Source organism: Acinetobacter sp. NS-4 (genome assembly GCF_037402435.1).
Taxonomy (GTDB): Bacteria; Pseudomonadota; Gammaproteobacteria; order Pseudomonadales; family Moraxellaceae; genus Acinetobacter.
Genome location: NZ_JBBEUE010000004.1, coordinates 179998 through 198964, shown reverse-complemented (window position 1 = coordinate 198964; position 18967 = coordinate 179998). Strand labels below are relative to the sequence as shown.

The following is an 18967-nucleotide window of genomic DNA, read 5'->3' as shown; positions in this document are numbered from 1 at the left end:
GTATAGACATCATCATCCCTTTAAAATCAAAAAAGACCGCTTAAAAGCAGTCTTTTCTAGATCAATGTTTCAACTCGCCTTATTCGGCCATTAGCATTGTGAGGTTTTTTTATAAATACTACATGATGGATGATGGCTTTCTTGCAATCGTGCTACTTTGCGATGTTCAGCCGCCTCAAAACGGCAACGTTTCCAGTCATTGTCCAGATTTAATGCAGGAATCTGTTTCGGTTTACCATTTTCATCCACGGCCACCATGGTGAAATAGCAGCTATTGGTATGACGTACGGTACGCTTTTGGATGTTCTGTGCTTCTACGCGAATCCCGATTTCCATAGAAGTACGACCCACATGGTTGACACTGGCAAGGAAAGTCACGAGTTCACCAACATGAATCGGTTCTTTGAAATTGACTTTATCGACCGACAAGGTCACGACATAACTGCCTGAATAACGGCTAGCACATGCGTATGCGACTTGATCCAGTAATTTTAGAATTGTTCCACCATGCACATTTCCTGAAAAGTTTGCCATATCAGGAGTCATTAAGACTGTCATTGTTAATTCAGACTGGTCATCTAATGCTGGAGCAATTTGATCTAATGGGGACATCGCGTTCTCTAGACTCATTTACAGACAATAGTATAAGCAAGGATTATAGCGTTTTTCTGCGCAATAAAATGTGGAAATTGGCAATAAAACCATCATTATTATTTATAGTGATTTTGGTATCATTCAAGAAAATATATATCAAATTTATCAACTCACTGACGCATAAGCATTTTTCTTATAGACTGATTTTAATAGAATATTTGTTCTAAAAATTAGATTACAAAAAAATATGGCTATGTTTTTTAAAACATTTGTTTAGGTCATCACCCAACCAAGACTGGGTAAAACAAAATATTAAATACATGGGTGCGCAAGTGCGAAGCTTTAACCTGTTTCATCCTGCAAATAAATTGCCTAATTAAAATTAGATTAAGCTGTTATCTCACGCAGCATTTCTTTAGAAATATTGCCGTAACTTAGTACATTCTGCTGGTCTAGCTGGGTTTCAACACTATAGGTACCATCAGTATTTTCTGCAATGACGGTAAATACCAGATGTCCCATACTTGCCATTTTGACTTTTTGGCCGATTAAAAATTTTTCTATTTTCATACTACTGCTATTCATTTAACCATCCTTACAGAAATATGCTTTCATCACCATTTCAATAAAACCCAGTTTAGTGAATTTTGATCCACTGGTAAACTTAAATCATTGAACAAAAACATATTAATATAAAAATTGTATAGTATAAAAGCTTTCATCACTTAGTTTATTTTATTGAGAAATATCAATTAATTAGTTTATCTTTACAGTACCACCCTATTATTTTTGATCAATTATTAATCAAAACCAAAATTTAAATCAACTAAAAATAACAGCATCGCAATGATGAAATCGAATAGAGCCTAGGCTCTATTCGATTTCATCATTGCAGTTTATTAAATGGCTAATCCTGTGCGCTTAATTGCTGAACGGTATGACCAAATGGATAATGTTTCTGTTTCAATAAGGCTGTAATGGTATTTAATTGATTTTGTGCTGCATCTGCACCGGCTTGCATGGTCATTGCTCGGCCTTTTACATCAAATATATGCCCTTTTTCCCTTAAATCCGGCTGAATCACGATATCTGCATGCTTGAGCTCTTCTTCAGCTAAACGGCTTTGCATGATATTAATATTTTGATTGAACATTCCCCAAACATTACTGGTTTCGGTATGCATCGGTTGTGCCAGAATATCCACAGCAATCACAATATCCGCACCCAAATCACGTGCCACGCCTACAGGCACCGGACTCACCAAACCGCCATCTACATATTCATCCGCCCCAATTTTGGTTGGAATAAACATGCTTGGAATAGACACCGAAGCGCGTACCGCCTGTCCGGTATTACCATAGTTAAAGACGACTTTTTTGCCTTCTTTTAATTCCGTTGCGACCACGTACATGGGGATTTTTAGCGATTCTAACGGCGTATTATTGACTTGCTGATTGACATAATTTTCAACTTTTTGACCGTCAAAAAAACCTTTCATATCCAGCTTTACATCACGAACATCATTGGCTTTCATGTTTAAAGCAATATCGCGGAGTTCTTCTGCTGTTTTACCACTGGCATAAATGGAACCCACAATACTGCCTGCGCTGGTTCCTACAATCAAATCAGGGTGTATACCTTGCTGCTCCAGCACCTGAATCACCCCAATATGGGCATAGCCCCGAGCACCACCACTACCCAGCACCAAGGCCACAATAGGACGGTTTTCCTGCTGTTTGAGTTTTTTAAAATTAATACGGTCTGCCCGGACTTGAGCATCTACAGTTGGTGGTTCAGATAGTCCTGTTGAACCAACAGTAAGCTTAGGTTGAGACACCGTTTGGCATCCACCCAGACCCAGTACTGCCAAAACAATAAAACTAAATTTGATATTGCTCATGAACCACCTAAAGATAAATAAAGCTGTTCGTAAAAAGGCGTATAGTTTAAGAATGATCTATTTGTGAAACTGTAGTATTTCGTAAAGTTCCCATTACAAAAATATCAGCCTTTAAAAACATCATTGATACATTTGCCCTATCATAATTATATTATCTCATTTTTTGACCAATTTTTGTTTATCGAAAAAACGCTTATTACATGGTATTGATTAGATTGCTTTAACATTAATTGGAGATTAAAAATAATTTTTCAAATAAAAAAAGAGGCGAATCAATCGCCTCTTTTTTAAATTTCCAGTTTTGAATTAGAAATTATATTTAGCCATTAAACCTACACGGTTATCTTTATATGATTCGCCAGCAAATGTGTCGCGCTTACCGTTAATATATTCCACACCTAGATCAATTGGTGCAACTGGTGAATAAATAACGTTGATCCATGCCTGTTGCACTTTTTCATTCGCTGTCGTATTGAGTCGGGCATAGTCAGTACCATCATCAGCAAACTGTGCGCCATAAGCCAGTGTTGAACGCAAGTTAGGTAAAATCTTATAAGTTGCACCGACTTGAACTGCATTAAATTCATTCTGCTCAATACTGTTATTTGCCGCATCTACAATATAAGCTGAATTGCTGCCATATAAATAGTTACTGTTACCCACCACATGCGAAACATCAGCAGACACTTTTAATGGATTGGTGACTTGATAATTTACACCTGCAGCTACACCCCAACCAGTTTTGTCATCATCAGCTGCTGTTGATTTATAATTTTCAACCAAAGCACGTGCAGATACTGAACCTTTACCATCTGCAAAACCTTGGGTTAACTTAGCAGTAAGCGTTGGTAAGCGGTATGTCACATCAGCTGCAGTACCGGCAAGTTTGTCAGCAGCCGCTGTACCTGCCAAAGTTGCAAGGCTATTACCTTTTTCTGCAGAAACAAACAACTGAGTTTGTGGTGCAAGTTTGAAGTTATAACGAACTTGAGGAATACGCGTTATACCGCCACCAATGTTGGTAGTAGCATCAATCATTTCAGGAGCATGATTGGACAAGAAGTTCGAAGTAGTTTGACCGAATAGCCAGTCATTATAAGTTAAATAAGCATGGCGAATACGGAAAGCTTCATTAGAGCCGGCAAAGTCAGTTTCAACTTTACCACCAACTTTCGCATCACCAACGTTCGTATTAAAATCTAAACCAAGACGTGTGATTTTAGCAGTGGCACGAAGTTTATCTTTAGTTTTGCCCTCAGATTTATGTGCAGAGTTAAAGTCATCATCTGCGCCTTCAATAATATAGTTGGCATCGCCACGGACAAAACCGTATAGGTTTACATTTGCACCGGCTTTGGTTTTAAAGCCTGTTGCAGGTGCTTCAGGTTTTGCCGCTGCAGCAAGTTGTACTGGCTGTGCTTTGACTTGCTCAATTTGAGTTTGTTGCTGTTGTTGAACTTGCTGTTGTTGTTGGATTAAAGATTTTAATGCTTCTACTTCTTTACGTAAGTCCTGAATCTGTTTTTGTTCAGCTGTGCCTGCATATGTAGTGCTTGCCATTACCGCTGTAACTGCTAATGCTAAACCTTTAGCGATAAATTTACCGTTACGTAATTGACTCATTCTTAAAATCTCCGATTTGTTAAATATTCGCATCCATGCATTCTTTGATTTTTCAAAACCCAATAAATCTATGAAAAAAAACCCTTCAAAAAATTAACAAGCTTAAAAAATCATTGCATTTTCAGCTTATGAGGCAGTAAAAAATTTAAAATATTATAAAATTGCAACATGTAAAAACTTACACGTCATGGCAAATCTAGCAATTTTTATGCTTTATTAAAATCAGTTTTCTCGAACGACGATTAAAAAACAATCTTATTTATAAATGACAATTTTAAAATTAATACTAAATTCAATTACTTATATAAAAATCATATAAGTTTTATCCCATCCCCATTCGACTAATGTATAAAGTAAAATCCTGCTTAAAGACTCATTTCAAAAGGATTTTTTATGCACTTGTAACAGGTTCAGCACGTTGATCATGCCATTAGCTCTCTTCATTCATTAGGTGTTTTTTAAATAAAGCGGTTGATATGCAAAGCATGAGGGATATTTTGACTGTAGTGAGCCGGGCACCTTCAGGAAGCAATACTCAGCCTTGTAAAGGCTATGTGATTATGGGCAAGAAATACGATGAAACGCTGCGGCGTGGTTTGCAAAGCCCAAACTGAACTTATACAACAACCCGAACTGGGTCAGCAGTATCAAAAAACATTGCCATGATGATTCAAAACGTGATGATCACTGCCAAGGCGCGTGATCTGGATACTTGTCCACAAGCAGCATGCAACCATTTCCATTCCATCGTACTGGATGTGCTGAATGCACCTGAAGATGAAGAGCAGGTCTGTACCCTTGCACTCGGTTATGCCGATCCTGATAATATTGTGAATACTTTTATTACACCGCGTATTGCGGTTGATGAATTCACGGTTTTTATGGATCAATAAACCGTTTTAAAGAAAAAGAGACCATCATGGTCAATGCTGTCCCATAATTTGAATTTTATTTTAGTATTGAATCAGCATAATGATTTTTTATCTTTAAGTATCTGATATTTATATTTTTCACAGCCTTGTCTTTTCTTTAGAGGTTTAAATGGCTTTGTGTAGGCTAAACCCTACTTTTGACAAACCAAAATGAGAACTCAAAACATATTTTGAGTTCTCAAGAAAAGTCTTTATTCCCCATACACGACATCCTGAGCCAGTTTTAAGCACTGCTTTAAAACGCAGCGCAAGGAATGGGGAATGTGTGGGGCATCCCTGCCACACTCGCGAATCTGACACATGGACTTCAACTATGGGACAGCAGTGCCTTATAGGTCTCTTTTTAGTTCATTCATCTTTATGAAGATTCATGCTGTGCCTGATTTAAACTGAGTTTCATAATCGTAAGCAGGGTAATCGCGACAAAAAGCAGCATGACAATGCTCATGTTTAGCAACGAACTCCAGATCAGGAAATTTAACAGGATTCCACCGAGCAAGCCGCAGGCAAATTGCATACTTCCCATAATTGCACTGGCGGTTCCCGCACGTGCCCCCTGCTCCGACATGGCCAGGGCCATCGCATTGGGGCCGGTAAAACCAATACCTGAAACCGCCAAAAACATGCCTATAAAGACTAGCCATAATGGACTAGTCGCCATTAACCCCGAGACCAATAAAATAGTGGCACCGATCAGCTGCAATATACCGCCCATTTTCAACCGATGCATTACAGAAAAATGCTGCGCCAACCGTTTGTTTAAAGTGGACAGCAGCATAATACCAAAGGCATTCAGCCCAAAGGCATAGCCAAATTGCTGCTGGGTTAAGCCATAATCATCCATCAGCACGGCAGCTGATGAACTGATATAGCAGAATAAAATCCCACCTGAAAAACATCCTGCCAGCATCGGCCATCTGAAACTCTGGTCACTAAAAATAGTGATATATAAGCGCAAAACCTGACCAATATTCAACTTTAAACGGCGTTCATGCGGCAAACTTTCCTTAAAGAAAAAGTGGACACACAGCAAACAGACCAGCCCCACCACAGCTAAAATGACAAACACCGCCTGCCAGGAAAAGAACTTCAATATCATCGCACCCAAGCTCGGCGCAATAATGGGTGCAATCCCCATCACAATCATCATGCTGGCAAAGGCCTGCGCTGAAGCTTGCATATCCAGACGGTCACGAATGGCAGCCCGGGCAATGACCACACCCACACAACCACCAACCGCCTGTACAATACGCGCTGCAATCAGGCTCCACTCATTGCTGACAAAAACACACAACAGGCTGGCCAGCACATACAGCGTTAAACCCAGATACAACGGTGCTTTACGTCCAATTCGGTCACTCAGCGGGCCATAAATCAGCTGCCCTAAAGCCAGTCCCAGAAAATAAGCAGGTAAAGTATTGGCTACCATTTGCGTACTTACCTCAAAATCCTGTGCCATTTGTGGCAAGGCCGGCAAGTACATATCAATAGAAAGCGGACCCAAAGAGGTCAGCAAGGCCAGCAGCATAATCCAGGCCGTGGAATATGCTTGTGTTGATTGTTGTGCAGACATATTGATATTTAATTTTTAAATATAGGCTTTGCAGACAAGCTTACACTGTACATAGTATTATTTCCCAGTCATGAGAGTGAAAAATCACATAATTTCACTGCATGCTGCATAAATTATTTGTGGATTAGGACATAACTTGAAATCTTGGCTGACGCGTCTTAAACAAGCGACTTATAACACGACATTTATGTATAACCTGCGCATGATTATTGCATTCGCGGGTACTGCCTTTGTGCCTTATTTTATGGGACAGCAACTTATCACCATCCCCCTGACCCTAGGTGTAGTCGCTGCCGGTTTAAGTGATATCGATGACCGCTTTTCAGTGCGGATCATGAACCTGATTTATACCTATATCGGCTTCTTTATTACCGCTGCCTCAATTTATTTTTTATTTCCTCATCCCATTTTATTTGCCATTGGGCTAATCGTGTCATGCATTGGCTGGATTCTGCTCGGCTCACTCGGTCGTCGCTACGCCACCATTTCTTATGGCTGTCTGGTCATTTCCGTCTATTCAATGCTCGGTGTTGGACTGTTTGATCATTGGTATACTCAAGCTGGACTCCTGGTGATTGGTGCAATGTGGTATGGCCTGCTTTCCACCATCAGTTTCCTATTGTTCCCTGTTCGCCAAGTTCAGGACAAACTCTCTCAGTGCTACTCATCACTCGGTGATTTTCTGTTTGCCAAATCCAATCTGTTTGATGTTGACATGACTCCAGACAGTTATCAGCAAAGCATGATTGAGCTGTCTTTGGAAAATGGCAAGCTGGTCGGCATTTTCAATGAGATGAAAACTGCGTTACTGACCCGTTTAAAAGGTGACCGGGGGCAAAAAGATACCCGTCGCAGCCTGCAATATTATTTTGTGGCACAGGATATTCATGAACGTGCCGATTCAGCGCATATTGATTATCAAAAGCTGGTCAAGATTTTTGAACATAGTGATATTTTGTTTCGCTTTCAACGGATTCTCTCTATTCAGGCCAAGGCCTGCAAAGATTTAAGCCAGAGCATTTTGCAGCGTGAAACCTATCAGCATAACAAACGCTTTAAACATGCTTTTGCCAATTTAAAGCTGTCTTTGGAAAAACTTCGTGCCGAGCAGCAATATGATCAGGTCTGGGTCAATGCACTGTTTTCGCTGTATCAAAATTTAAAGTCAATTGATGCCCAACTGCGTAATGTAGAAACTGAACGGCATATCAAGTTCGATAAAAGCAAACATATTGAAAACCAGCTGAAAGATGATGACTTAAAAGGCTGGGACGATATCGTCATCCGGGTTAAACAACATTTAACACCGGAATCGGTGCTGTTTAGACATGCTATCCGGGTGTCAATTGTACTGTTCATTGGCTATATTTTTGTACAGGTCACCAATATTCAATATGGCTACTGGATTTTACTGACTGCTCTCTTTGTCAGCCAGCCTAACTTTAACGCCACCAAACGCCGTTTACGTCTGCGTATCGTTGGTACCTTGGTCGGTATTATTCTGGGTTATGCTATTTTGTATTTTATTCCATCAATCGAAGGACAATTATTACTGCTGATTTTAAGTGGGGTACTGTTCTTTGAATTACGCAGTAAACAATATGCCCAAGCCACTGCCTTTATCACTATTTTGGCGTTAATTAATTTTAACCTCGATGGAATAGGTTTTGCCGCAGCCCTACCCCGCATGATTGATACCCTGATTGGCTGTGCCTTGGCCTGGTTTGGGGTGAGCTTTATTTTCCCGGACTGGAAATTTCGTCGTTTGCCCCGCACGATCCGACGTTCACTCACCACTCAATGTGAATATTTAGCCGAAGTCATTGAACAGTACAAAAGCGGACGCAATAACGGCTTGAAATATCGTGTAGTGCGTCGTGCTGCCCATAATAACGATGCAGATGTTGCCTCACTCATTTCAACCTTAGCCACAGAACCGGATTTTGATCCGGTACAAAAAAGCTTGGCTTTTGAATTCCTGTGTCTGAATCATACCCTGCTCAGTTATATTGCCGCACTGGGCGCACATCGCGAGAAGATTGAAGATCAGGAAGTTTTGCAACTATTAGACAAAGCTTTAGATGATATTCGCGGTGCGCTATTAAACGATGAAGTCCCTGACCTCAGCGCACAGAATATGCTGAATACCATTCGTCAGCGCTTAAGCCAAAATAATGAAGATGATCATAAATCGCTGATCGTTTTGCAGCAATTATCGTTGATGCTCAGCATTCTGAGTCAACTCAGTCGTTTAAAGCAAAGTTTAAGCCATGACCGTGATGAAAAGGCCACCGAATTAGGCTCATTATAAATAGGATGATTTTGGAACAATATACTCACTGAATTGGTATAAATAATGCTAAACTTTTTACAGTTCTAAATTTGTTAATTCATTATGACCGCGAAAAATTTATACGCTTATACCCTACAGCCTGTGAACTATGAAATTTCCGAGGCTGAGCAACGTCAAGCTCAACTTGCTATCTGGCGTAGCACCAATAAAATTGGTACCAAAGCATGGTTGATCATGGCTGCTGTTGCCATTCTTTCCATTGCCGGCATCATCTTGCTGAAAAATTATTCTACTATTTTTTGCTGGGTGGCTTTAGTCTGTGTTGTAGTCTATCTGCTCATCCGTAAATTCGGCTTGGAATGGTATGTAAAACGCAAAATGAACGAATTTCCGGTTCAGGAAATTAAAGGCATTCGTTTAGGCGTACAACCACACGGTCTGATCATGCGTCAACAAATGGGCGCACAAGAAGGTGTAGGTGCGATTGGCTGGAAAGATGTGTATGAATGGTATAATACGCCTGACTTTATGCTGATTAACTTCAAGGTCAAAGGTCAGCAAGGTGCTTATATTCTGCCAAAACGTATGGATTCAAAGAACTTTTCTTTCAATACCATCCGCAAGCACCTGACTGAAACAGTGGGCGAAGCAAAACAGATTTAAACGCTAGACCAAGCTATACAGTTAAATAAAAACCTCCAGATTGGAGGTTTTTTAATTTAGATAAAACCAAATGATAATGAGAATAAATATTACCTACAAAATCGATATCATTTTGGAAAAGTTCAGTTATAATTCAGTTTAATTCTGTTTATCACCCTGTTTTTTCGGCTATGTTAAAAAAAACCTTTTTTCAGATCCACTGGTTCCTCGGGATTACCGCCGGGTTAATTCTCTCGATTATGGGCGTTACCGGTGCCATTTATTCCTATGAACAACCTATTCAAAAATGGCTGAATCCACAGAGTTATACGGTACAGGCTGAAAATCGTGCCAAATTAACCCCTTCCGAACTGTATCAGCATTTTCAGGTGACTGATCCAGAGATGAAAATTAACAGCATCACTGTAGCCAAAGACCCGACCGCATCTTCAAGCATTAATATTGTCAAAGAAGGTGCACGTAAAGGCTATACCATGATGATTAATCCTTACACAGCCGAAGTGTTACCTGAGATTAAAGGACGAGAATTTTTCAAGTTTATCGAGCAGTTGCATCGAAATTTAACCATTGGACCCGTCGGCAAGCAGATCACTGGGGCCTGTACCCTCATGCTGATCTTTTTTGTACTCAGTGGTCTATACCTGCGCTGGCCGAAAAAGCATTCTGTTAAACAGTGGTTCATGCTTAAGCCACAACTGAAAGGCCGTAATTTTCTTTGGGACTTGCATGCGGTTGTGGGTACCTGGGTGGTGATTTTCTTCCTGATTATCGCGTGTACCGGTTTAACCTGGTCTTATGGCTGGTGGCGTAGCGGCCTGTATACGGTGATGGGTGTTGAACAACCGCAAAGTAAGGGTGAAGCAGAAACGCCACGTGGCGGGGAAGCACGCGGCAACCGCGAAGGTTCAGACCAGACAATGCCTAATGCAGCTACAGGTAACCCTGAAAAAGCTGCTGAACATCCGCGCGGTGAAAAACAGGAGAAAAAAGGTTTAAGCCCGGAACAGATCAATCTGGCGCTCAGCCAAAGCTGGAACGGCTTTAATGCACAAGTCGGTCGTGATTATTCAAGCATCACATTAAATATTCCGAAAAAGTCCAATGGTGAACTTGAAATTAGCTTTGTCGATGCCATTCCCCAGCATGAACGTGCACGAAACAAAGCCATATTTGATTATCAAGCATCTACCATTAAAGAGATGGAAATTTATGAAGATAAAAAGTTAAATGAAAAAATAATGAGCAGCATGCTGCCGGTGCACCGTGGCAGTTTCTTTGGTCCGGTATACCAGTTCATGGCAATGCTAGCTGCTCTGGCTATGCCATTGTTCTTTGTCACAGGCTGGATGCTCTATCTGAAACGTCGCAAACAGAAGAAACTGACCCAAGCTGCACGTCATGGCTTAACCGCAGTTAGTATTGATGGCAATGCAAAACCTTGGCTGATTGTCTATGCGTCACAAACTGGTACAGCAGAACAGCTGGCATGGCGTACAGCAACCAGCCTGCAACAGGCTCACCAGCCTGCTAGCGTGAAATCTGTACAGCATTTAAGTCTGGATGATTTAAAAAATACCGAACAGGTTTTATTTGTAGCCAGTACTTACGGTACCGGTGAAGCACCCGATTTAGCCTCGGGTTTTGCCAAAAAAATACTGCGCAAAAAAGCTGATTTAAGCCATCTGCACTATGCAGTATTGGCCTTGGGTGCTCGAGAATATGCCGACACTTTCTGTCATTTTGGCCACGCAGTTGATAACTGGTTAAAACAGAATGGTGCGCAGCAGCTGTTTAATATCATTGAAGTGGATAATGCCAATCAAGAGCAGATTCAGACATGGAATAGCGCTCTAACCAAAGTGACCCAACTTGAATTACAAGCCATGAATATCGAAAAAACTTTCGATACTTGGACACTCACAAAACGCGATCTGCTTAATCCAAACAGTTTAGGTGCTCCCGCCTTTAATATCGAATTAAAGCCGGATCATGAAGTGAGCTGGCAAGCCGGTGATATCGCCGAGATTCAGCCCGGAAACAGTACTGAACGTATTGCCCAGTTTATGCAGCAGCATCAAATTCAGCCGAATACCTCTGTAGATTCGTTAAAGATCAATATTGAACAGGCCTTATGGAACAAAGATTTGACCGGTGAAGTTGAACCTTTTGCCAATATAGATCATTTACTGGAGCAACTTCCGATGCTGCCTTCACGTGAATATTCCATTGCCAGTATTCCTTCACAACAAGTTCTGCGTTTAGTGGTGCGCCAACAGTCCGATGCCCAAGGTCAACTGGGCTTAGGTTCAGGCTGGCTGACACAGCATGCAGCACTGAATAGTGAAATTGCACTGCGCATTCGCAGCAATGAAGCTTTCCACCTGATTGATGACAACCGTCCTATCATTTGTATTGGTAACGGTACCGGTCTGGCAGGCTTAATGAGCTTACTACATGCACGTACCCGTCAGGACTATACGCAAAACTGGCTGATCTTTGGTGAACGCCAGCGTGAACATGACTTCTTCTATCAGAGCACGATTGAAGCTTGGCAAACAACCGGCATGTTGCAACGCCTAGATTTGGCTTTCTCACGAGATCAGGCAGAAAAAGTCTATGTGCATCATAAATTGCGTGAACAGGCGCAAGAACTAAAAGCTTGGGTGGAGAATGGCGCAGTGATTTACGTATGCGGTAGCATCAATGGTATGGCTAGCGATGTAGATCAGGCCTTAATCGACATTCTGGGTGAAACTAAAGTTGACCAGCTACGTCAACAAGGCCGTTATCGTCGTGATGTTTACTAATTCATCATTCAATCTAAATCATTAAATCAAATAAAAAAACCGGGCCTTAATGCTCGGTTTTTTATTCTCAAACTCTATAATCTGTTTAAACTAAGCACAATCTTCATCTCGAGCCATCCTATGTCCAGCAGTTTTAAACGCAGTCTCAGCTTAATAATAGGCAGCTTGCTGGTACTGGATGGCTTATGGTTACTTGCTCTGGACAAGATTCACTTAGGCATTATTCTTCCGCTGATTATTGGTATAGCACTGATGCTGTATGCGATATGTTTTAACTGGATTCAAAGCCTTGTTCAGCTGACCCCATTAGGACAGAGGTTATGGCGCTGTTTATGGTCAGGATTTTTTCTCTGGATAATCACATTAGTGATGTTTTTCAGTTATCTGCACTATAGCAGTCAGCAGTCCAATAACATGCAGCCCGCTGCTGCAGTCATTATATTGGGCAGTGGAATCGAAAAGGGTCGACCCTCCCCCACTTTAAAACAGCGTTTAGATATCGGTGCCGCCTATGCCAAACAGTACCCCGAAACACTGCTGGTCGTGACCGGAGGTAAAGGGTTTCAAGAACAGATTTCTGAAGCAGCAGTAATGTCTGAATATCTGCAACAACAGCATCATATTGATCAGTCACGTATTCTATTAGAAGCAAAAAGTACCAGTACTGAAGAAAACCTGCGCAATGTACAGCCTTTGCTGGCACAGCGGCATATTCATCTGAACCAGCCTATTGTGATTGCCACCAGTGACTTTCATATTTTACGCGCCAAAGCCATTGCAAAACATCAAGGCTATCAGCAGATAGTCACGCTCAGCGCTCCAACACCGCTTTATATTCGCTACAACTCCTGGTTGCGCGAATACTTTGCCTTCATTAGTGGCTGGCTGTTACAGGAATACTAAAATCAGTTCAAACGAATGTTACGTGGTAAAGGTAGTTTTGCATCTTTAAATAATTCAGGTTTTTGTACGTAAATCCGATACAGATAATTTTTAATATCCAATAATAATTTTTCCGGTGCAACCAGCACATTTTGCCCTTCCGGGGTTAAATCCATCGACACGATGGTGTTTTCTTGGCGTAAAAAAGGAATCACTTTTTCGACAAAATCTTTTAATGAAATTTCCTGAATCTGATAATTTGCCCAATTGTCTTTTACCAACAATTTTGCCAGGCCTTTGCTTTGCCAAATGGCAAATGCACGCTGACCGGTAGGAGTCGCACATAATGCCCAGCCGTCATCATATAAGGCATGGACATAACCTTGGCCTACAATCATTTCAACAAATTGTTTATAGATCTCTTGCGCGTTATAGGTATTATTTTGAGTTTTAGCAGCTTTGCGTTGATATGGATTTCTCATAGTTTTTCAATAGTTAAAATTATTATTAACTAGAGATTTTATGGAAAAAATAGAATTTTATCAAGGAGAATATATGGTGGGCGCTGACGGGATCGAACCGCCGACATTCTGCTTGTAAGGCAGACGCTCTACCAACTGAGCTAAGCGCCCTTGAGGAATAAAAATAGCATGGCTATTTTTATGACGCAAGAAAGAAATCTTGCTGGATGTAACCATGATCTAGAACAAGGAATCTAGAAAATGGCGCAGCGGACGGGACTCGAACCCGCGACCCTCGGCGTGACAGGCCGATATTCTAACCAACTGAACTACCGCTGCACGGCAAACTTATAAATAAGTTTCATATCCGAAGATATGGTGGGCGCTGACGGGATCGAACCGCCGACATTCTGCTTGTAAGGCAGACGCTCTACCAACTGAGCTAAGCGCCCTCAAAGGGTCTTACAATTTCGATTCTAAGGATGGCGCAGCGGACGGGACTCGAACCCGCGACCCCCGGCGTGACAGGCCGGTATTCTAACCAACTGAACTACCGCTGCATCGCAAAAAATCTGGTGGGCGCTGACGGGATCGAACCGCCGACATTCTGCTTGTAAGGCAGACGCTCTACCAACTGAGCTAAGCGCCCTCAAAAGGTCTATTATGTAAATGGCGCAGCGGACGGGACTCGAACCCGCGACCCTCGGCGTGACAGGCCGATATTCTAACCAACTGAACTACCGCTGCATCTACACAATGTCTCTATTGTGGTACAAACAACTTGTTATCTGAATTAAGTGGCGCAGCGGACGGGACTCGAACCCGCGACCCTCGGCGTGACAGGCCGATATTCTAACCAACTGAACTACCGCTGCACTTAAAACATTTAACGTAAAGGATTGGTGGGCGCTGACGGGATCGAACCGCCGACATTCTGCTTGTAAGGCAGACGCTCTACCAACTGAGCTAAGCGCCCTTTACGACTTCATCGTTTGTGTGGTGCATTATAGAGAATCTATGCAGCCTGTCAAACGCTTTTCTGCCTGTTTTTGGTTTTTTACGTTTGAGTGATTAAAAAATAGGTTATTCGCTATAAAAACAAACAAATTCGATAACTTATTTACTATTTCCTGTAAAAACCCGAAAAATCACGGCATGATTTTAAGGCAAAATTTTCATGGTTTTTGAACTGTTGGCAAATACTGCTATTTTTTAATCAATCCGATAAACCTGGATTTTCAGCTTTTAACTGCTTTGCCTCTTTATTTATCAGTGAGTGCCTATTTTACAGTCCGTCGAATTCAAACGGTGTTCTGAAATAAACACCAGAGCATCCTCAGCGATCAGTTCAAATAATTCAATCACATCTTCATTGCGCATCCGGATACAGCCATGAGACATTGGAATCCCCATGGGTTCCGTATCGGGGGTGCCATGAATATAGATATAGCGCTTAAAGGTGTCACAGCCCTCACCCTGATTAAAATTTTCTTCCAGGCCGCTTAACCAGAGAATGCGCGATAGAATCCAGTCGCGTTCAGGGCATTGAGCAGCCAATGCAGCATCGTATACTTCACCAGTTTCTTGTCGCGCTTTAAACACTGCATTTTTAGGCGCTGCATATCCGAACTTGAGTGCCACTTTATGCCAGCCCCTAGGCGTCTTGCCGGAATTTTCCTGCTCACCGATCCCGTTCTTGCCGCTAGAGATGACATAAGACTTGTGATGCTTAGGCAAGGTCAAACTTTGCTCGGCCAAATCAATCCAGACATCTGCCTGTTCTAAGGTATATGACATGAGAGGTATTACTCTGCTTCTTTGATCGGTTTAGCGGAAGGTTCAGGACGTAACCATAGCCAGATTGAAACCGAAAGCATGGTCAAGTCGGTAAATATTTTTACCAATACTGGAGCAGTGGTAAATAACATGATAATTCCACTGATCAGCATCATGATACTGGCGAACCATTTTGCCTTGCGTGGTACGGTGCCATTTTCACGCCATGCTCTTAATGTTGCACCATATTTAGGATGATTCAGCAACCAGGCATCCATTTGCGGCCAGCCTTTAGAGGCTGACCAGGCGGCTAAAATCAGAAATACTGTTGTTGGCATACCCGGTAAAAGTGCCCCGATAAAGCCCAGGATGACAAAAATCATCACCAAACTTCGCCAAAACAACATTTTCATAGCACTGCCCTATACATCTAATTGCGGTAGTATAAAGTGTTTTTGCATATTATCCGTTATCATTCTGCACTTTTTAATCTAGCACCAGGGGTTGGTTATGTTTGTTTTAAATCAAGCGTCTCATCTTAAGGAACCTTGGCTGCAATTTAAAAATTTACTGGTTCGGCAATTGGCCTTTTGCATATGCAGTCCAAATATTTTATCGGATACTCCTGCCGAACTGGTGTTAAAACACACTTTTCAGTTTCACGACAATGCTAGATGGCACAGCCATTTTGAAAATTATCGTGCCAGACTGCTTTATTTAGATCAGCATCCGCAAGAGTTAGAAAGCTTTTTACAACAACTGAAAAGTACCCGTTTGGGATTACGTTTTGAAATGTTTATCTGGTTCTGGCTGCTCGAGCAAGATTATCACCCTTATCAATTACTCGGTCATAGCATTCAAAAAATAGCTGGGCCACGCACCTTGGGTGAACTCGACTTCCTGTTATTCAATACCGAAAGCAAGGCCATTGAACACTGGGAAGTGGCTTTAAAATACTATTTGGCGGAACGTGATTTTTCCTTGCCTTATTGGTATGGCTTAAACCGTAGCGATACCTTATTGCGCAAGTTGAGTCACTTTAGCCAGAAGCAGTTTCAATTTGAGGATGCACTGGAGCATAATATTGAACAGCGTTTTGCGGTACTTAAAGGACAGCTCTACCTCCCTATTGAAAGCACGGTAAGCGCTATCCCTAACTGGGTTAATCTGCAACGCCGCTTAGGTTACTGGGGAAGCCATATTCCACCGCAAACTTCTGATTTTTATCGATTACAACGACAAGAATGGATCTGTCCGCAACAGCATATCAGTAGCGATACGGCACACTGGTGGAGCAATGGGTTATATCTGCAAAAAGATCAAAATAATTTCTATATGTACCGAAATTCGCCCCTCCTTTCTCAAAAGGTAAAGGGCTAACTTTATGAGAATTGTCTATTTTTATAACAAATGCTTACTTTTCTACCATCAAAAAACCATATTGTTTACGCTGGGCATTAATTAACCTGAATTCACATCAAAATAATGAATTACTTGGAGATGATGATGAAAAAAATTCTTGCTGCTTCCCTCATTATTGCATTCGCTTTAACTGGCTGTAATACCTTTAAAGGTATGGGTAAAGATGTATCGAAAGCTGGAGATGCCGTGACCAATACTGCAGAAAAAACTTCTGAGGAAATCCGCAAAAACTAGTTTGTCTTCAGCACACACAGAACCCTATCCAAGATAGGGTTTTTTTATGGCAATTTTATGGCAGTCATTCACTTTCAAGGGCATATTCGCCTATTATAGTACCGACAAATTTATCGACTTATGAAAATCGCATGACATCTTCCGCTACCCTTGATTTAAGCTTGCAACTGTTACGTCAGCCTTCTGTAACACCGATCGATCATAGCTGCCAAACCATAATGGCGGAACGTTTAGCAAAAATAGGCTTCAATATTGAACCAATGCGTTTTGAAGACGTCGATAATTTGTGGGCGCGTAAAGGAACTGAAGCACCGGTGCTTTGTTTTGCAGGCCATACCGATGTGGTACCCACCGGCAGTTTAGATGACTGGAATTCAGATCCTTTTGTACCGGAAATCCGCGATGGCAAACTTTATGGCCGCGGTAGTGCCGACATGAAAACCGCACTGGCAGCCATGGTGGTAGCTTCTGAACGTTTTGTTGCCAAATATCCGAATCATAAAGGTTCTATTGCCTTCCTTATTACTTCGGATGAAGAAGGTCCGTCGATTAACGGTACCGTGAAAGTAGTAGAAGCTTTAGAAGCACGTAATGAAAAAATGACCTGGTGTCTGGTCGGTGAACCTTCTAGTACGCATCAATTGGGTGATATCGTTAAAAATGGTCGTCGTGGTTCATTGAATGCCAAATTGACCGTAAAAGGTAAACAAGGCCATGTAGCATATCCTCACCTTGCCATTAACCCGATTCATACTGCATCTAAAGCCTTGGCTGAACTGTGTGATACGGTGTGGGACAATGGTAATGAATATTTCCCGGCTACATCTTTCCAGATTTCCAATATTTCTGCAGGTACCGGTGCAACCAACGTGGTTCCTGGAACCATGAATCTTTTATTTAACTTCCGTTATTCAACTGAAGTCACTGCCGAACAGCTAAAAGAGCGTACTCTGGAAATTCTGGATCGACATCAAGTGAATTACGATATTGAATGGACCTTATCTGGTTTGCCATTCCTGACTCCAGTGGGTGAACTGGTCAATGCAGCAAAAAATGCCATTCGTAATGTAACAGGTGTTGAAACTGAGCTGTCTACCAGTGGTGGCACTTCTGATGGTCGCTTTATTGCACCTACTGGTGCACAAGTGCTCGAACTCGGGGTATTAAATGCCAGCATTCATCAAATTGACGAACATGTAAATGTCGCTGATTTAGAACCGCTTGCTGAAATTTATGAGCAAATTTTGGAAGGCTTATTGGCTAACTAAAAACTAATAAATCCATAAATAAAAAAGGAACCTTAAGGTTCCTTTTTTATTGTCCATTATTGGATTAAGCGCTAGGTTTTATAACCCCAAAGAAGACTGGATGTGAGCCAGATTTGGCACATGAAACACCTGATCTCCCATACGCACATACTGAAATACATCCGGGTCTGTTACGGTGCGCTCATCATCCACCACTTCAGAAATACGCAGACGAATGGTTTTCGGCATTTCATTGCACATCAGGGCAAACCGCTGACTGACATCATCCCCTTCAATCACCAACGCTACGCCGGTTTTCCGCTCTGGATCATTCACCGCATATACCGGTAATTTCAGTTCATGCCATTCTACAAAAGGTACTTGTGTGGCACTATCCAGTGCCGACAAGACAATATTTTGTGGAAGAATCATCGCTTCCTTGCCATGACAACCAATAATATAGGTATCGATAAATCCGGTAGATACCGTAATAAGGTGATATAACTCTTGTTGTGAAATTTGATCAACAGCAGAGTTTGAAACACTATTTTGGCTCATTT

At 41.7% G+C, this 18967-nt stretch carries 16 protein-coding genes, 8 tRNA genes and 1 pseudogene; 8 read left to right on the top strand and 17 right to left on the bottom strand.

The genetic code is table 11. The features are described 5' to 3' along the window. Positions 1-90: 90 nt before the first annotated feature. The 4 genes from WAE57_RS05080 to WAE57_RS05065 form a co-directional block, all read right to left on the bottom strand. The gene (locus WAE57_RS05080; RefSeq protein WP_086199282.1) at positions 91-612 is read right to left on the bottom strand and encodes an acyl-CoA thioesterase; all 522 of its coding nucleotides are present in this window, start codon (positions 610-612) and stop codon (positions 91-93) included. Between the two features lie 369 nt (positions 613-981). Then, entirely contained in the window at positions 982-1179 is a 198-nt protein-coding gene (locus WAE57_RS05075; RefSeq protein ID WP_237786191.1) for a hypothetical protein, read from the bottom strand. Between the two features lie 322 nt (positions 1180-1501). After that, positions 1502-2494 carry a patatin-like phospholipase family protein gene (locus WAE57_RS05070; RefSeq protein WP_337708828.1) on the bottom strand — a complete coding sequence of 331 codons (993 nt, stop codon included), beginning with the start codon at positions 2492-2494 and terminating at the stop codon, positions 1502-1504. A 306-nt stretch (positions 2495-2800) separates the two neighbouring features. Then, a complete protein-coding gene (locus WAE57_RS05065; RefSeq protein WP_237786189.1) occupies positions 2801-4117 on the bottom strand; it encodes a DcaP family trimeric outer membrane transporter in 1317 nt (438 codons plus the stop codon). Positions 4118-4546: 429 nt separating this feature from the next. On the opposite strand from WAE57_RS05065, the pseudogene WAE57_RS05060 reads away from it, so the two are divergent. Further along, positions 4547-5010 (top strand): annotated as a pseudogene (locus tag WAE57_RS05060) (nitroreductase). 397 nt (positions 5011-5407) lie between these two features. Here the strand turns inward: WAE57_RS05060 and WAE57_RS05055 are convergent. Beyond that, positions 5408-6622 (bottom strand): multidrug effflux MFS transporter, encoded by a 1215-nt coding sequence (locus WAE57_RS05055; RefSeq protein WP_337708827.1) that lies wholly within the window; start codon positions 6620-6622, stop codon positions 5408-5410. A gap of 136 nt (positions 6623-6758) precedes the next feature. Between WAE57_RS05055 and yccS the strand changes: the two genes are divergently transcribed. The 4 genes from yccS to WAE57_RS05035 all read left to right on the top strand — a co-directional run bounded on the left by yccS (position 6759) and on the right by WAE57_RS05035 (position 13288). Further along, complete coding sequence (gene yccS, locus WAE57_RS05050; protein WP_337708826.1) at positions 6759-8933, top strand: YccS family putative transporter; 2175 nt, start codon at positions 6759-6761, stop codon at positions 8931-8933. Between the two features lie 84 nt (positions 8934-9017). Next, positions 9018-9578, top strand: coding sequence for a hypothetical protein (locus tag WAE57_RS05045; RefSeq protein ID WP_237786186.1), 561 nt, complete (start codon positions 9018-9020; stop codon positions 9576-9578). 170 nt (positions 9579-9748) lie between these two features. Then, positions 9749-12385: a sulfite reductase flavoprotein subunit alpha gene (locus tag WAE57_RS05040; RefSeq protein WP_337708825.1), complete on the top strand. Its 2637-nt coding sequence runs from the start codon at positions 9749-9751 to the stop codon at positions 12383-12385. Between the two features lie 120 nt (positions 12386-12505). Beyond that, positions 12506-13288, top strand: coding sequence for a YdcF family protein (locus tag WAE57_RS05035; protein WP_337708824.1), 783 nt, complete (start codon positions 12506-12508; stop codon positions 13286-13288). A 2-nt stretch (positions 13289-13290) separates the two neighbouring features. On the opposite strand, the gene WAE57_RS05030 is transcribed toward WAE57_RS05035, so the two are convergent. From WAE57_RS05030 to WAE57_RS04980, 11 genes are all read right to left on the bottom strand, one after another. Beyond that, positions 13291-13749, bottom strand: coding sequence for a DUF2750 domain-containing protein (locus tag WAE57_RS05030; protein WP_237786183.1), 459 nt, complete (start codon positions 13747-13749; stop codon positions 13291-13293). A gap of 74 nt (positions 13750-13823) precedes the next feature. After that, a tRNA-Val gene (locus WAE57_RS05025) sits at positions 13824-13899 on the bottom strand. Positions 13900-13990: 91 nt separating this feature from the next. Then, positions 13991-14067 (bottom strand) — tRNA-Asp (locus WAE57_RS05020). Positions 14068-14104: 37 nt separating this feature from the next. Beyond that, positions 14105-14180 (bottom strand) — tRNA-Val (locus WAE57_RS05015). 31 nt (positions 14181-14211) lie between these two features. Continuing rightward, positions 14212-14288 (bottom strand) — tRNA-Asp (locus tag WAE57_RS05010). A gap of 13 nt (positions 14289-14301) precedes the next feature. Beyond that, positions 14302-14377 (bottom strand) — tRNA-Val (locus tag WAE57_RS05005). 21 nt (positions 14378-14398) lie between these two features. After that, positions 14399-14475: transfer RNA gene (locus tag WAE57_RS05000), tRNA-Asp, on the bottom strand. A 51-nt stretch (positions 14476-14526) separates the two neighbouring features. After that, positions 14527-14603, bottom strand: a tRNA-Asp gene (locus WAE57_RS04995). Between the two features lie 25 nt (positions 14604-14628). Next, positions 14629-14704, bottom strand: a tRNA-Val gene (locus tag WAE57_RS04990). A gap of 293 nt (positions 14705-14997) precedes the next feature. Further along, positions 14998-15525: a cell wall-recycling L,D-carboxypeptidase ElsL gene (gene elsL, locus WAE57_RS04985; protein ID WP_337708823.1), complete on the bottom strand. Its 528-nt coding sequence runs from the start codon at positions 15523-15525 to the stop codon at positions 14998-15000. 8 nt (positions 15526-15533) lie between these two features. Next, the gene (locus WAE57_RS04980; RefSeq protein WP_337708822.1) at positions 15534-15917 is read right to left on the bottom strand and encodes a YbaN family protein; all 384 of its coding nucleotides are present in this window, start codon (positions 15915-15917) and stop codon (positions 15534-15536) included. 97 nt (positions 15918-16014) lie between these two features. Here WAE57_RS04980 and WAE57_RS04975 point away from each other — a divergent pair, with 97 nt between their 5' ends. From WAE57_RS04975 to dapE, 3 genes are all read left to right on the top strand, one after another. Then, entirely contained in the window at positions 16015-16884 is an 870-nt protein-coding gene (locus WAE57_RS04975; protein ID WP_337708821.1) for a DUF1853 family protein, read from the top strand. Between the two features lie 126 nt (positions 16885-17010). Beyond that, on the top strand, positions 17011-17160 hold the full coding sequence (locus WAE57_RS04970) for an entericidin A/B family lipoprotein (RefSeq protein WP_086174800.1): 150 nt from the start codon (positions 17011-17013) through the stop codon (positions 17158-17160). A gap of 131 nt (positions 17161-17291) precedes the next feature. Continuing rightward, a complete protein-coding gene (dapE, locus tag WAE57_RS04965) occupies positions 17292-18428 on the top strand; it encodes a succinyl-diaminopimelate desuccinylase (protein WP_337708819.1) in 1137 nt (378 codons plus the stop codon). A 78-nt stretch (positions 18429-18506) separates the two neighbouring features. On the opposite strand, the gene WAE57_RS04960 is transcribed toward dapE, so the two are convergent. Then, entirely contained in the window at positions 18507-18965 is a 459-nt protein-coding gene (locus tag WAE57_RS04960; RefSeq protein ID WP_337708816.1) for a hypothetical protein, read from the bottom strand. Between the last annotated feature and the right edge of the window lie 2 nt (positions 18966-18967).

What these genes read in the sequence shown, in the direction of transcription:
- WAE57_RS05080 (WP_086199282.1), bottom strand. Translation starts at nt 612, where the DNA reads ATGTCCCCATTAGATCAAATTGCTCCAGCATTAGATGACCAGTCTGAA.
- WAE57_RS05075 (WP_237786191.1), bottom strand. Translation starts at nt 1,179, where the DNA reads ATGAATAGCAGTAGTATGAAAATAGAAAAATTTTTAATCGGCCAAAAA.
- WAE57_RS05070 (WP_337708828.1), bottom strand. Translation starts at nt 2,494, where the DNA reads ATGAGCAATATCAAATTTAGTTTTATTGTTTTGGCAGTACTGGGTCTG.
- WAE57_RS05065 (WP_237786189.1), bottom strand. Translation starts at nt 4,117, where the DNA reads ATGAGTCAATTACGTAACGGTAAATTTATCGCTAAAGGTTTAGCATTA.
- WAE57_RS05055 (WP_337708827.1), bottom strand. Translation starts at nt 6,622, where the DNA reads ATGTCTGCACAACAATCAACACAAGCATATTCCACGGCCTGGATTATG.
- WAE57_RS05045 (WP_237786186.1), top strand. Translation starts at nt 9,018, where the DNA reads ATGACCGCGAAAAATTTATACGCTTATACCCTACAGCCTGTGAACTAT.
- WAE57_RS05040 (WP_337708825.1), top strand. Translation starts at nt 9,749, where the DNA reads ATGTTAAAAAAAACCTTTTTTCAGATCCACTGGTTCCTCGGGATTACC.
- WAE57_RS05035 (WP_337708824.1), top strand. Translation starts at nt 12,506, where the DNA reads ATGTCCAGCAGTTTTAAACGCAGTCTCAGCTTAATAATAGGCAGCTTG.
- WAE57_RS05030 (WP_237786183.1), bottom strand. Translation starts at nt 13,749, where the DNA reads ATGAGAAATCCATATCAACGCAAAGCTGCTAAAACTCAAAATAATACC.
- elsL (WP_337708823.1), bottom strand. Translation starts at nt 15,525, where the DNA reads ATGTCATATACCTTAGAACAGGCAGATGTCTGGATTGATTTGGCCGAG.
- WAE57_RS04980 (WP_337708822.1), bottom strand. Translation starts at nt 15,917, where the DNA reads ATGAAAATGTTGTTTTGGCGAAGTTTGGTGATGATTTTTGTCATCCTG.
- WAE57_RS04975 (WP_337708821.1), top strand. Translation starts at nt 16,015, where the DNA reads ATGTTTGTTTTAAATCAAGCGTCTCATCTTAAGGAACCTTGGCTGCAA.
- WAE57_RS04970 (WP_086174800.1), top strand. Translation starts at nt 17,011, where the DNA reads ATGAAAAAAATTCTTGCTGCTTCCCTCATTATTGCATTCGCTTTAACT.
- dapE (WP_337708819.1), top strand. Translation starts at nt 17,292, where the DNA reads ATGACATCTTCCGCTACCCTTGATTTAAGCTTGCAACTGTTACGTCAG.
- WAE57_RS04960 (WP_337708816.1), bottom strand. Translation starts at nt 18,965, where the DNA reads ATGAGCCAAAATAGTGTTTCAAACTCTGCTGTTGATCAAATTTCACAA.